This is a genomic window from Cyclobacterium xiamenense, from assembly GCF_042140265.1.
GTDB lineage: Bacteria > Bacteroidota > Bacteroidia > Cytophagales > Cyclobacteriaceae > Cyclobacterium > Cyclobacterium xiamenense_A.
This window is the reverse complement of sequence record NZ_CP159481.1, coordinates 1,601,224-1,613,679: the sequence shown is the minus strand read 5'-3', so window position 1 is coordinate 1,613,679 and position 12,456 is coordinate 1,601,224. Positions and strand designations below refer to the sequence as shown.

10 protein-coding genes are annotated in these 12,456 nt (G+C 51.7%); 1 reads left to right on the top strand and 9 read right to left on the bottom strand.

Features of this window, described 5'->3' with window-relative positions; translation table 11 throughout:
- The first annotated feature begins 81 nt into the window (after positions 1-81).
- Positions 82-1,527, top strand: coding sequence for a M48 family metalloprotease (locus ABWH99_RS06925; RefSeq protein ID WP_375585559.1), 1,446 nt, complete (start codon positions 82-84; stop codon positions 1,525-1,527).
- Positions 1,528-1,672: 145 nt separating this feature from the next.
- Here ABWH99_RS06925 and ABWH99_RS06920 read toward each other — a convergent pair whose 3' ends face one another.
- The 9 genes from ABWH99_RS06920 to ABWH99_RS06880 all read right to left on the bottom strand — a co-directional run bounded on the left by ABWH99_RS06920 (position 1,673) and on the right by ABWH99_RS06880 (position 12,281).
- A complete protein-coding gene (locus ABWH99_RS06920) occupies positions 1,673-3,925 on the bottom strand; it encodes a DUF748 domain-containing protein (RefSeq protein ID WP_375585558.1) in 2,253 nt (750 codons plus the stop codon).
- 159 nt (positions 3,926-4,084) lie between these two features.
- Positions 4,085-5,530: a transporter substrate-binding domain-containing protein gene (locus tag ABWH99_RS06915; RefSeq protein ID WP_375585557.1), complete on the bottom strand. Its 1,446-nt coding sequence runs from the start codon at positions 5,528-5,530 to the stop codon at positions 4,085-4,087.
- 477 nt (positions 5,531-6,007) lie between these two features.
- Complete coding sequence (locus tag ABWH99_RS06910; RefSeq protein WP_375585556.1) at positions 6,008-6,895, bottom strand: dienelactone hydrolase family protein; 888 nt, start codon at positions 6,893-6,895, stop codon at positions 6,008-6,010.
- 253 nt (positions 6,896-7,148) lie between these two features.
- Complete coding sequence (locus ABWH99_RS06905) at positions 7,149-8,867, bottom strand: serine hydrolase domain-containing protein (protein ID WP_375585555.1); 1,719 nt, start codon at positions 8,865-8,867, stop codon at positions 7,149-7,151.
- Positions 8,857-9,468 carry a hypothetical protein gene (locus ABWH99_RS06900; RefSeq protein ID WP_375585554.1) on the bottom strand — a complete coding sequence of 204 codons (612 nt, stop codon included), beginning with the start codon at positions 9,466-9,468 and terminating at the stop codon, positions 8,857-8,859. The genes ABWH99_RS06905 and ABWH99_RS06900 overlap by 11 nt, the downstream gene beginning before the upstream one ends.
- On the bottom strand, positions 9,465-9,812 hold the full coding sequence (locus tag ABWH99_RS06895; protein WP_375585553.1) for a PadR family transcriptional regulator: 348 nt from the start codon (positions 9,810-9,812) through the stop codon (positions 9,465-9,467). The genes ABWH99_RS06900 and ABWH99_RS06895 overlap by 4 nt, the downstream gene beginning before the upstream one ends.
- Positions 9,813-10,201: 389 nt before the next feature.
- Positions 10,202-10,420, bottom strand: coding sequence for a hypothetical protein (locus tag ABWH99_RS06890; RefSeq protein WP_375585552.1), 219 nt, complete (start codon positions 10,418-10,420; stop codon positions 10,202-10,204).
- 21 nt (positions 10,421-10,441) lie between these two features.
- Positions 10,442-10,894 (bottom strand): hypothetical protein, encoded by a 453-nt coding sequence (locus tag ABWH99_RS06885; RefSeq protein WP_375585551.1) that lies wholly within the window; start codon positions 10,892-10,894, stop codon positions 10,442-10,444.
- Between the two features lie 1,228 nt (positions 10,895-12,122).
- Positions 12,123-12,281 carry a hypothetical protein gene (locus ABWH99_RS06880; RefSeq protein ID WP_375585550.1) on the bottom strand — a complete coding sequence of 53 codons (159 nt, stop codon included), beginning with the start codon at positions 12,279-12,281 and terminating at the stop codon, positions 12,123-12,125.
- Positions 12,282-12,456 lie beyond the last annotated feature (175 nt).

The window sequence follows — 12,456 nt, the reverse complement described above, 5'->3', positions numbered from 1 at the left end:
TAAATGCAACCCGCGCAAACGTTAGCACAGGTTTTGATAGCATTTCGCTCGGTCTGTTTCCAGTAACAAACAAAAAATCTCATGCCCCTACTCTTTCTAGTCGAACGTGCACTCCTTGTTGGATTGATCCTGTTTCAAATCAGCTGCGCCCGAAATCCAGTGACGGGTAAAAAACAACTGGTCCTGATGTCCGAAAGCCAGGAAATCCAGCTAGGCAAGGAGTCGGATCCCGAAATTATGGCTTTTTTTGGTCGGTACGAGGATCCCGATTTGCAGGCATTCATCACCGAAAAGGGCAACGAAATGGCTGCTGTCTCCCACCGACCCCACCTGGCCTACGATTTCAAGATCGTCGACTCACCGGTAATCAATGCCTTTGCCGTACCGGGGGGATTTGTGTACTTCACCCGGGGCATCATGGCCCATTTTAATAACGAAGCCGAGTTTGCCGGCGTGCTGGGGCACGAAATCGGACATGTGACCGCCCGGCATTCGGTGATTCAGCAACGCAACAACCTGCTGGGACAGTTGGGAATGATCGCCGGTGTGGTGCTGGTGCCGCAGTTGTCGGAATTTATCGAGCCCCTTTCCCAGGGCATGCAGCTGGCCTTGTTGAGTTTTGGCAGGGATGCCGAGAGGCAATCGGACGAACTGGGCGTGGAATACTCCTCCAAAATTGGCTACGATGCCAGGGAAATGGCTGGGTTTTTTGAAACACTGGAGCGGCAACAGGAAAAAACCGGAGGCGGTACGGTGCCGGAATTTCTGTCCACCCACCCCTCTCCCGGCGAACGAAACCTCACCGTGGCCCAATTGGCGGAAACCTGGAAGAAAAAACTGAACCTGACGGACAGCAAGGTAAACCGGGAAGCCTATTTGCGTCGAATCGAAGGACTGGTATATGGAGAAGATCCCCGGCAGGGATTTCTGGAAAAGGGGGTTTTTTACCATCCCGAACTAAAATTCCGCTTTCCGGTACCCAGCGGCTGGAACCTTCAAAACTCCCCCCAACAGGTTCAGATGGCCCCAACAAACGGAGAAGCCGTCCTTTCCCTGACCCTGGCCTCGGGTGAAAACCTGCAGCAACTGGCCCGTCAGTTGGTGGAAAATTACCAGCTGGAGGTCCTTTCCTTCAGCGAAGAAAAAGTCAACGGGCTGCCCTCGGTGCAGCTATATGCCGAACAAAAACAGGAAAACGGATCCGGTATTCGGCTGCTGGTGTACCTAATCGAGCAGGGTGATACCCGGTACCGCTTGATGGGATTGGCCGGAAGCAATACCTTCTCCAGCTACGAACCCGCCTTTCTCTCCACCATGAAAAATTTCAGCGTACTCAAAGAGGCGGACAAACTGAACCGGCAGCCTGAACGGCTACGCATACATTCCCTTTCCGACGATACAACACTCAGACAGGCGCTAAAGGCCCGGGGCATACCCGATTCGCGCCTGGAGGAACTGGCCATTCTAAACGGTAGGAAGCTAAACGAATCCCTGGCAGCAGGGACCTTGATTAAGGTACCGAAGTAATTGGAAATCGCCTATCCTACCCTCGGTACCCAATGGTCGCTACGCAACCTTAGGATTGCCCCGCAATGATTTATCGGATCAAAGGGGAAGGGGCGCGCGTATCGATCGGGGCAGGTACAGGGTTCTCCCTCCGTTTTACCCCCTATCAGGGGTCCTCCACCCAAAAATCAATGTGGTAAATGGCTGAATTTTTGTCAGAAATCAGCGAATCAGCCGGCAAAATCCGAAACTGCAGACGCTCCTCCGGTACTTCCAGCGTGGTCGAAAGGTAATCCGCGATGGCTTCGCCTCTTCTGCTACCGATTCGGTCCACCGCAGCAACGGCCGCTTCTTCACCAATGTATACCAGGCACTGCTCCTCGAGCGTCAGCACACTGTCCGGAACCTGGATGGCGCTGTTTACAAATGCACGAAACAAGGAATCCGTCGGATCCGGTTCGTCTAGCTGCTTCTTTTGGGCCGCATTTAATCGCTCCGGTAGGGTATCTCCAACCAGGTAGTTGGCCCAGGACTGGCTAAGTGCATACCGCTCTACTTCATCGTACCTATCGGTTACGCGTTTAAAGGCCACGTTTAGCTCAGGCTTGGCATGCAGTACTTTCGCCAGATCGGTTAATTGCCGCTTTTGCTCCTTGTTAAGCCCCGTCTGCAGCAGCCCGAAACGGACTTCCTTAAGGTCGTCTTCTTTTACCTGAAAAGAACGTGCCAATAAGCGGTAAGGGGCCGTCACTGCTTTCAGCAAAATATTCCGTACCGTACTCCAAATCACTTTTCCGAGCCGATAATTCGGATCGTTCAGATCTCCTTCTACCGGAATGTCCAAACTGATTTTACCATCCAGATCTTTCAGCAGGCTCACCGCCAATCGTACCGGTAAATCGTACAAGGCCCGCTCGCCGGTCTTTTCTCCAAAGTTGAAATCATCGATCTCGACCAGGTTGCTACTCGTAATGATTCCCTCCCGGATGGAGGTCTCGCAGGTATACCGCATTTCTCCGGTCGCTATGGGATGCGCGACATAAAAACTGGTATAAGGCGCAAAGGGCGGAAGCCCGGTTCCGGAGACGGTGTACCGGATGTCCATATTCGACGGATCGCTGGTATAACTAACAATTTCCCCATCAAAAGTGCCTGTATCGTTCAGGACGGCCCCCAGACGAATGGTGAATTTTTCCCGGCTTGAGTACAGCGAATCGCCCAAAAGCCGCATCTCCGTGAATTTGTAACGGAACGGTTCGTTTAACGTATAGTCTACAAACCGAAATTCGGACTCCGCAATGGAGAGCTCCCGGATTTCGTAAAAGGACTCCTGATAGGAACGGACCGTTCCCTGCAGGTAATAGGCCAGGACCAAAAAGGGGTTCGTATAGTCTAGCGCATCTTCCTCAACGGAGTTGTCCGACGCAGTGGAATCGGTCAGCAGTAGCCTGGAAAAATTGTTACCTTCTTCGTATAGCTCAAAAATGCTGTAAAGCCCTTTGGCATGCAACCGATCAATTGCATACACGCCTTCTTTCATGCGAATGGTATCGACTGCTACCTCCATCAGGTCGGCAGCCAGCAAGGCCTTCCCCTCCGGGTCTGTCATTTCAACGTTTCGGAGACCAACGCTACCGGAAAGGTCCAGCCTATCGGTATCTTCCCAACTGCCCTCCACACGAAAGTCGGCAAGCAACTTTCCGCCTAGGTTGCCAAGCTTCATCACGTCCATGAAGTAGGGCTCTACGAGTTGCAAATCGACGTCCGCTGCCTGCATACGCAAGCTATACCTGGCATCCCCGGGACTGATCCCAACCACAGATTCGATCCGTCCTCCCGAGGAAACGTGCAAGGCCACAAGCGCCGTCAGGGTATCCATTGCCTCGGTAATTCGCGGAATTTCGATCGCAATCGAATCAAACCCAAGAAAAGGAGCAATATCGCTGTGGTAGTTTACTTCCCCCTCACGAAGGGAAACGTTCTCCACGGTAAATCGCCAGGGATTTGCTTCCGGTACTTCAGGACTAGCCGTTTCGGTATCCGAAGGTTGATACAAATCATCAAAATTAAACTGCATGCCCTTTTGAACAATTTCCACGGAGAGCCCTTCTACGTCAAGGGAACGAATAAAAAAATGCCTGTTTACCAACGCCGGCAAGGAAATCCGGGTTGAGAGCTTATCGATGGATAGAAAAACGTTTGCCGTATCTTTTTCCCGTATTTCCAGGCCCTCCAGCTCCAATTGTCCCGAAAACCAATGGATGGAAAGGTCTTCCAGAAAAATTTCCCTTCCTACTAACTCCCGGTCGTTTTTCTCCAGATAATCCTTGAGAAAGGCAGGAACTCCAAGGAAAAGAATGATCAAAAGCAGTACCACTACTCCGAGTAAAATCGAAAGCGTACGCGACAATGGTTTCATTGGACCAAAATACAACAAAAACAGAAATTGGATAAAATATACCAAAGAATTTTATCGCAATTACCGCATCGCAGGGGATATTCGATCGATTGCTGCCAGCGGTCAAAACCAACGAAAATCGGGAAAAAAGCGTTGCGCCGATTTCCCGCTTGCAGGGAATTAACTTTCGATGAACTTTTTGTAATGCTCGTAGCGCAGGAAGATATCTCTCACATAGTTATAGGGCTCGGTGCCCCGTACAAAACCGTGCCGAACCACTTCGTCGTAGTAGTATTCCTTGTCCATGAGTTTTAGCAGGTATTCCTCTACGTGCCCGTCCCAGATCGTGGGATCCTTGCCGTGCTTTTCGGCCAGCCGCATGGCATCGTACACGTGCCCGGCGCCACAGTTAAAGGCAGCCAGGGTAAACTTCACTTTTTGAATGGAATCCTCTACCGAGTCGAAATTGGCGCGCATTTTTTCCAGATACCGCACCCCTCCCCGTAGGTTTTGTTCCGGATTGAAGCGGTTGGTAACACCTACTTCCTTTGCCGTGGCCGGCATCAGCTGTATCAGCCCTCCGGCACCTACCCAGGAAGTAGCCTGTGGGTCAAACTGCGATTCCTGGTATACCTGAGAACTGAGAAAGCGCCAGTCCCAACCGATTTGCGCGGCATTTTTCTGAATGATCGGATCGTAGCGGCTGATTTTATTGCCATTTTTACTAAAAAAATCGCTTTGGATTCTGCCTCGAAAGGATTTCGTATTTTTAAAGTATTTGTTGTAAATCACGTAGTAATCGTCTTCCTTTTTTTCCTCACGTATCCAGGCATTGATGGCTTGCAGCAGTTCCGGGGAATTTTGCCGGACTGCCCAGGCGATGCGTTGGGAAAAGGAAATCCGGGTATCGATGTGCAAAATGGGATAGTAGGTCTTGTTGATCGCGGCGATATTGTAATCGGCCACTGTCCGATCGATCTCTCCCTCCACCACCATGCGGATGATTTCGTCGGTGGGTACATTGCCGTCGATATGGGCCACGGGAATCCTCGCCCCGATTTCGTCCTGCAGGTTTTGCAGCCGCTGGGAATAGGAGGAATTTTCCCGCACCCAAACGGTATCGTCGGCCAATTCGAGCGTATTCGAAATCACCTGTCGATCGATCTTGTAGCCCGGAAGCGAGCGCCAATTATCCGGCATGCGCTGCACCAGGGCCTGATGGGTGACGTAATGGTAATCGGTGAAGTGCACCAGTTGTTTGCGTGGCTCCGTGATTGTCAGCCCGTAGGCAATCAGATCGCCCTCGCCTTCGTTCAGCAGGGTAAACAACTCGTCAATGTCTTCGGCGATGGTGATCTCCAGCTCCAGGTCCAGGTGTTCGGCCAGCCGGGACAAGAGCTCGTACTCAAATCCCATGGGCATGCCTTTGTAGAGAAAATAACTGGTGGAGCTGTAAATGGTGATGGCGTGCAGCACCCCGTCCTCCTTGATCTCCGCCAGGTCTTTCGATACGGTATACGGTACAAGCTCGGCCTCTATCACCCGCTCCCCTTCACCAGGGTTTTGGGAACAAGCAGCCAAAATCAATAACACGACAATAAATAAAGTATTTTTTCGTAGATCCATAAGCCTCATAGTATAGCGAAAAAAATGAAAAAAGCAAGGAATTGTTTAATTCATTGCCTCTATTGACCCCGGTAGCGCTGGGATTTCAGCGCAACTGAAACCTGACAGGTGTATTATTAAAACCTTGTTGCGGGGTAAATAGCGACTGAAACCTGTCAGGTTTATTATAAAAGCGTTGTTACGGGGCGAAAAGCAACTGAAACCTGTCAGGTTTATTGTAAAAACCTTGTTATGGGGTCAATAGCAGCTGAAACCTGTCAGGTTTATTATAAAAACCTTGTTACGGGGCGAAAAGCAACTGAAACCTGACAGGTTTACTATAAAAACCTTGTTACGGGGCGAAAAGCAACTGAAACCTGACAGGTTTATTATAAAAGCGTTGTTACGGGGTAAATAGCAACTGAAACCTTGTTACGGGGTAAATAGCGACGAAAACCTGTCAGGTTTGCGGATGTTAGAGACCATCTTTCCGAAAGCTTAGCCCAACTTTTCTTTAAAGAAATCGATGGTCCGGCCCCAGGCAAGCTTGGCCGCGGCCTCGTCGTAGCGGGGCGTAGAATGGTTGTGAAACCCGTGGTTTACATCGGGATACATAAAGGCCTGGTAGGTTTTTCCCTGTGCCTTTAATTCTTTTTCATAGTCCGGCCAGCCGGCATTGACCCGGGTATCGAGTCCGGCAAAATGCAGCATCAGCGGCGCCTGAATCTGCGGCACCTCCTCCGCCGTAGGCTGTCCCCCATAAAATGGAACGGCAGCACCCAGGTCCGGTACCCGCACGGCCATCATATTGGATATCCAGCCACCGAAGCAAAATCCCACCACACCGGCTTTGCCCGTGCACTGCTCGTGGTTCTTCAGCATGTCGTAGCCGGCGATGAAATCCTGCAACATGTCCTCCCGCTCCCGTTTGGACTGCAGGGTACGGCCTTCGTCATCGGATCCCGGATACCCTCCAAAAGGCGTCAGTGCATCCGGGGCAAAGGCGATGAAACCGTCCAGCGCGGCCTGGTGCGCCGTATCTTCGATATAGGGATTGAGCCCGCGGTTTTCGTGCACCACCAGAATGCCCGGCAGGGGACCGCTTTGGTCCTTGGGCCGGGTAAGCAGGCCCTTCATGGTGCCCGCACCCTTGGGCGAAGCATAGCTCACGTATTCCGAAATCAGCCGTGGATCGTCTTGGCTGTAGCGCCGGGCAGCAGCGTAATTGGGCATCAGGTAGCCCATAATGGCCGACACGGTCAGCCCGCCCACGGCAAATTTAGACAAGCGTTGCACAAATTCCCTTCGCTCAATGCGGCTATGGGCGTAATCGTCATACAGGTCAAATACTTCCTGGTCCAGGTCTTTTTTATCGATGGGTTTCATATGATTATAATTTGCCTTTAAATGGCCATATGGAATCTCGCATGATTTATAATCATTCCTCCGTGGGTTGCTTGCGTCATGCTCGATTTCATGGGTATCGGGTTTGGTCGTTCCGTTTTTAAGTTAGCCTATTTTTCGGAAAATACGGTAACATGCCGGCGAAACTTTTTTTGTTGGGAGGGCTGCCCCGGAAAATTCCGCGCAAAATGCAGGAAGGCATTTTTGTTCCCCGCTCGCCTTACTTCCTGTAGGGTTAGATTCCCGGTGAAGGATCCACCCGTTCAAACAGAATATTTTTTACCGTGCCTTCCGAGGCCACCTCAAAATACAGGGATTCCCCTCCGTTTTTTTTATGAAAACTGTATTTCGTTCGTCTATTCGCACCAAATACACCGGTTTGCCCCTCGCTAAGGACCAGGCGGTGGTTGGGGTACGTTACCACCAGTTGGTCCTCGATTACTTGCAGCCTGTACCGGACATCCAATTCCTGCGAATAATAGGTGCCCACATAGGTTTCCAACTCCTGATTGGGAGGATCCGCGAGACGGATCTTTTCAAAATAGAAAAGCGCACCGCCAAAATCTACCTGCAGGTCATCCTCCCCCTCTTCTTGTCCAAAGGTATAGGTAATGTACGAATTGTCGATTCTGGAGAATCGATTCGGGCCTTCCGGAATCAGGGAGGTGCCCGTACTGCCCCTACTGCTTACCGCTTTCAAGGTATCGTTCTCCAGGTAAATCGCCATGCGTAAATCACTGTTTACCTCCTGGTAGGTTCCGGTATGCGTCTGCAAGGCCCTCGCCAAATCCGTAGAAGCTACCGCCTTTTGAGGGGCTTCGGCCGGTTCCGGCACAAACAGGTCCAGGATTTGGTAGGAGAAATTGACGGCATGGATGTTTTCCTCGTTGGCAAACACAAAAACGGCCAACTGTAGCGCGGGCAGGGCGATAAACTGGCTGCGCATGCCCCGATCCCGTCCGCTGTGATGGTAGGTGCTGAGCCCCTTGTAGGGCGATACAAACAGTCCCCTGCCATAGCTCATCCGTTCTCCATTATTCAGGGTATCCCGTTGCGTAAGAAAATCTTTCAGGTAGGCAAACTCATGGTCCGCTTGCAGGAATACCTCCGACCAGCGGAGCAAATCGGGCACGGTACTTTCCATGCCTCCCGCTCCCACGCAAAGCGTCAGGGATTTGGGTTGCTTGTAGCCCTCAGGGTCGGCGTAATACGGTTCGGCCCGGTTGGGGACCAGGGTTTCCAGATCCCGGATAAAAAAGGTTTTTCCCATCTCCAGCGGCTCGAAAATTTCTTGTTTGGCAAATTCATGCAGGCTGCTCCCGGACACCCGTTCCACGATCAGGGCCAGAAAAACGTAATTCGTATTGGCGTACAGCATTTTTTCGCCCGGAGGGTGGTTGGTTCCTTTTTGCCGAAACATCAGTTCCTCAATCGTTTCGTTCGTATAGCCCCGGGTGGTGAAATCAAAACCTTTCAGATCCAGCAGCACGTTGTGGTTGCGGAGTCCGCTGGTATGGTGGAGCAGGTGCTTGATCCGGATCGTGTCCCCGTAAAAGGGCAATTCCGGAAGGTACTTCCGCACATCGTCTTGCAGGGACAATTTTCCCTGCCTTTCCAGGAGGCCGATGCAGGCCGCGGTAAACTGTTTGGTAACCGATGCCAGTCCAACCACCGTGGAATCGTTAAAGGGGAGACCGTATGCCAGGTTCATATTTCCCCGGCTGCCCTGGTACAGGAGCTGTCCGTCCTTTACTACCCCCAGGGTCAGGCCGGGACCGGAAGCGTCGGGCAGGGCCTCGATTAATAAGGCCTCGATGCGATCCGCTACCGAATGCTGGGCAAGGAGCGGTGCGCCGGCAAGCAGCAGCAAAAAGAGGCAGAGGCCGTACCTGATCGCTCCTGCCGGGCCGCTGTTCCGGATGGCGAAAAACTCCCCCTGCTGCTTAGCTTTCAACGGACCCTGCATCAATCGTTCGGAAGAAAAAAACGGGAAGAAAGCCAAAGCCCACAAGCAAAAAGCCCAGTCCAAGCAGGACCCCGGCTCCTTGTAGCTGGAGCAGTTTGAAAAGACCCGCCGTCAGCAGTACCGCAACACTCAGGGCGGCCAGCTTCCCGGCAAGCGGTCCGAAAGCAGGGAAAAATCGCCGGCGATTGCCGGGGATTTGCAGCCACAAGGGCAGAAAGACAAGGGCCAGACCCAGGACGCCCGCATACAGCAGCGGCGTAGCCCCGGGCAACTGCATCAGCTTAAAAAAGGCACCAAGGGTAGCCGAGAGGGCAAACAAATAGCCCGAGAGACAGGTGCCTTGTTGCCGGCGCAGGCGCTTGTTGTACCGCAGCAGCTCCTGGGTTTCCTGCTGTATTTCGCCCCATCCATTGGGAGCGATTTGCGCGCGAGCGGCTTGCAAGGCCTCTTCAAAGGATTGCCCGCGGAGCATCTGCTCCTCGACCAGGCAGCAAAAATGGTCGATCAGGTCTTCCTGCAGGGCTTGGTGGGTCAGTTCGCTTTGCCGAATGATTTGGCAGATGCGTTCCACGTGTTCCTCAGACATCATAGGGCAGGTTTGGTTTTTGTACCGGCAAAGATGATTTTGTGCAGCGTGTCCATAAAGTCGGCCAACTCCTGAACGGCCGTTTTTTGCGCGCCCTTGCCCTTGCTTGTCAGGGTATAGTACTTGCGTACCCGTTTTCCCAGGGAGACTTCCTCCGTGGTAACCATGCCCTCCTGCAGCAGCTTGTGCAGGATCGGGTACAGGCTTCCGTCTTTGATCAGGATTTTGCCTTCCGACCGGGCCTTTACCTGCTGACAGATTTCGTAGCCGTACATTTTTCCGTTTTCTTCCAGGAGCTGCAAGACCATCACCCCCAGGGTTCCTTTTACCAGTTCTTTTGAATACATGCCCCAAATATACCTCTTATTCCGATGTATCAAAATAAAAGGTATCGTTTTTTTTACGGCTCAAAAATGCAGCGCGGGAACACGCGGCGGAGATCGCCATGCGGACCGGGGGATTTTCCGGAGGGGAAAGCGCCGGTTCGGGCCTTGGCTCCGGGGCTGCTCCCGACATGCGGCACAGGGCCCGGATACCTTGCCAAACAGGCGGCTTAGAGCTTCCTCCGATGATATAAAATTGCCGGCAGCCCGTCAATCGCAACGGGAAACCCGGTGATTCGTGGCGCTTGTTATCGGTTGTATCCGGTCTGCTGTTGCCGGATTTTTCCTCCGCTGCTGCATCCCGGACGAGCGATTTTTCCGGATACCAGGGGGTACCCTTCGGTTGCCTTTTTTTAGAGGATCCCTCCGCCCATGACCAACCGAATCAGGCCCACCAACACGGCCATGCCGCAGAGCACCATCCCCTCGTTGGATTTTCCGATCGCACTAATGATCAAGCCGATAATGGCGAAAGGGATATTGAGCCAATTAAACCAACCCAAAAGCGGGATAAATCCCAGCAGCATACCCAAGGCTGCCAGTACGCCAAGAACCAATCCAAGGGTTTTCATAGAAATCGTCTGTTTTATTGGTTAGGGCCTTTGGGAAACGGGAAAGCAAGGAAGAGCGGAGCCAACGCCGCAACGCAGCGCCCCTGTACCTGCCTTCCGGACGAGCCGCAGGTACCGCAGGCGCTTCCGGGTGACCGCCGCCCGAAGCCTACCCTCCTCTTCCACAAATGAAGGCCCGTTAAAACTAGCAAAATTTTCCGAGGAGACGCAACGGGTTTTCGAAATAGTTGCTCCTTCGATCGGATGGGGGAGTATCGGATCGTGGTCAACCCGGTAACCAATAGTAGGTCGCTGCAAATTCAGTACTTTTTCAATTTCCTTCTCCGAAAACCGGATTTGGTTATGTTTTTCCAACTGGGTTTTAAGGTTGGCAACAAGGTCTTTTTCATCTTTGATCGGCACCAAGCCATAACCCCAGGTATTCAGTTGGGCAAGCAGTTGTTTTTCCACTGCTTGCTCAGGCTGCTTCGCCATTGACTACTGCGTTTGGAAGCATCGGCAGAACGGGCGACGGGTGTTTGTCATCTAAATCCGGGTATTCAAGCCCCAACAGGCGGATGTGCTCGAAATAGGTTTGGTGTAGTAGTCTGGCAAAAACTCAATGCCGAATTTTTTGTGTTTGGTGTAGCGGTGCAGTTTACCATCCGCTCCCTCAATCCTGCTGCTGAATACGGAGGCTACCGCCGTATAGAAGCGGAATGTTTGCGTAGCATTTCAGGATCGTGCAACGCCTCAAAAGCCGCCTGCAAGCCTTTGGGTACCTGCTCCAGCTAAGCAGGAAGCAAATCAGTGGATCGCATGTTGAATGCATCTGTTGGCAGGTAACGCTCTTTTTGAATGCATGCGGATCGCAGGATGCTACCATTTCGTCTCCAGAAAGCCTATCGAAAACAAGTCGAGTAGCTAGTTGAGCGGAAGTCCTACCAAAAGTGCCCTTTTTAGGAAATAATACGCAAGCGTACCTGCCTTCATCAAGCCGATGAAAATCGGTCACGGAAGCCAGGAACTAAAAATTGCGAAACCGTACCCAAAAACACGCTAATCTGCAAGTTAGTGATTCCAGCACCTCACGTATGCGCTAACGTTTACACACTATATTCACGTGGAATTAAATAATTTATCCATCAAAAAATTTGGATGATTATAAAAAATACCTATATTCACTTCTGTAAACGGTCAAAATTAGCGTTGACCGGCTTGTTTTTGTTGCTGACATCGTGTTTTGTCGCGGGTCCTTTTTGCTTAAGAAGTTCCTATTGGTTGTGGCAAAAAGGTTTCTCAAAAAACTTCAACGCCGAAAACTGTTGACAGTATACAGCTTTTATCAAAACCAAATTTACCAACTATTAACCTTTAGGTGTCGTTTCAGTCCCTGGTGACTTTTTGAATTTCGTTTACACCGCAGTGCTTAAAGGTTTTCGTTTCATCGAGCTTGTGTTTCCCCTGTACACAGGAATTCGGCATCCCTACGTGTTTACTTGACGAATGCCTTTTGCGTATGAAACCTTTTTTGATCGCGCCGGAAAGGCTCTTATGCCTTTGGCCAAGAACCGAAGCCACTACGAAAATAGTCGGGCCTCGCCAACGTTCGGTTTACTATTACTCATCCACCAACAAAAGATTGGAAGCTCCCAACCGCTCTTTCTTGTGCGGTAAGGTGGCGGAATTAAACGCTACTCACGTAAAAAACAGCAGGTCGCACTCACGGGGTGGTCCCGGCATGTACCCGTCTTTTAATCGCAGCCCTGCGCCAGGGTTGTGCCGGGCAGTGTCCCGCCAGGGCACCCAAGCTACCGTTGCGATCGCCCATTAGCTCTGCCGAAAAGCCGTTTTCGTGCGAGCCCTCCTCGTTTTTGATCATCGCATCGGTTTTTTGTCTACCGCCAGATCCAGCAGCCAATAAAGGAATCAGTATCAAGCGATACTAGCCGACTGCTGCAAACGACCGTGGCGGAAGGACTGCTATCTGGGAATACCTCCACCCGGAGACTCCCCGTGCAGTAAGAAAACGCAGCTTTCACCGTACAACTCGTTCG

Excerpts from the sequence above, each read along its gene's own strand:
- ABWH99_RS06925 (WP_375585559.1), top strand. The coding sequence starts at position 82 with ATGCCCCTACTCTTTCTAGTCGAACGTGCACTCCTTGTTGGATTGATC.
- ABWH99_RS06920 (WP_375585558.1), bottom strand. The coding sequence starts at position 3,925 with ATGAAACCATTGTCGCGTACGCTTTCGATTTTACTCGGAGTAGTGGTA.
- ABWH99_RS06915 (WP_375585557.1), bottom strand. The coding sequence starts at position 5,530 with ATGGATCTACGAAAAAATACTTTATTTATTGTCGTGTTATTGATTTTG.
- ABWH99_RS06910 (WP_375585556.1), bottom strand. The coding sequence starts at position 6,895 with ATGAAACCCATCGATAAAAAAGACCTGGACCAGGAAGTATTTGACCTG.
- ABWH99_RS06900 (WP_375585554.1), bottom strand. The coding sequence starts at position 9,468 with ATGATGTCTGAGGAACACGTGGAACGCATCTGCCAAATCATTCGGCAA.
- ABWH99_RS06895 (WP_375585553.1), bottom strand. The coding sequence starts at position 9,812 with ATGTATTCAAAAGAACTGGTAAAAGGAACCCTGGGGGTGATGGTCTTG.
- ABWH99_RS06890 (WP_375585552.1), bottom strand. The coding sequence starts at position 10,420 with ATGAAAACCCTTGGATTGGTTCTTGGCGTACTGGCAGCCTTGGGTATG.
- ABWH99_RS06885 (WP_375585551.1), bottom strand. The coding sequence starts at position 10,894 with ATGGCGAAGCAGCCTGAGCAAGCAGTGGAAAAACAACTGCTTGCCCAA.
- ABWH99_RS06880 (WP_375585550.1), bottom strand. The coding sequence starts at position 12,281 with ATGATCAAAAACGAGGAGGGCTCGCACGAAAACGGCTTTTCGGCAGAG.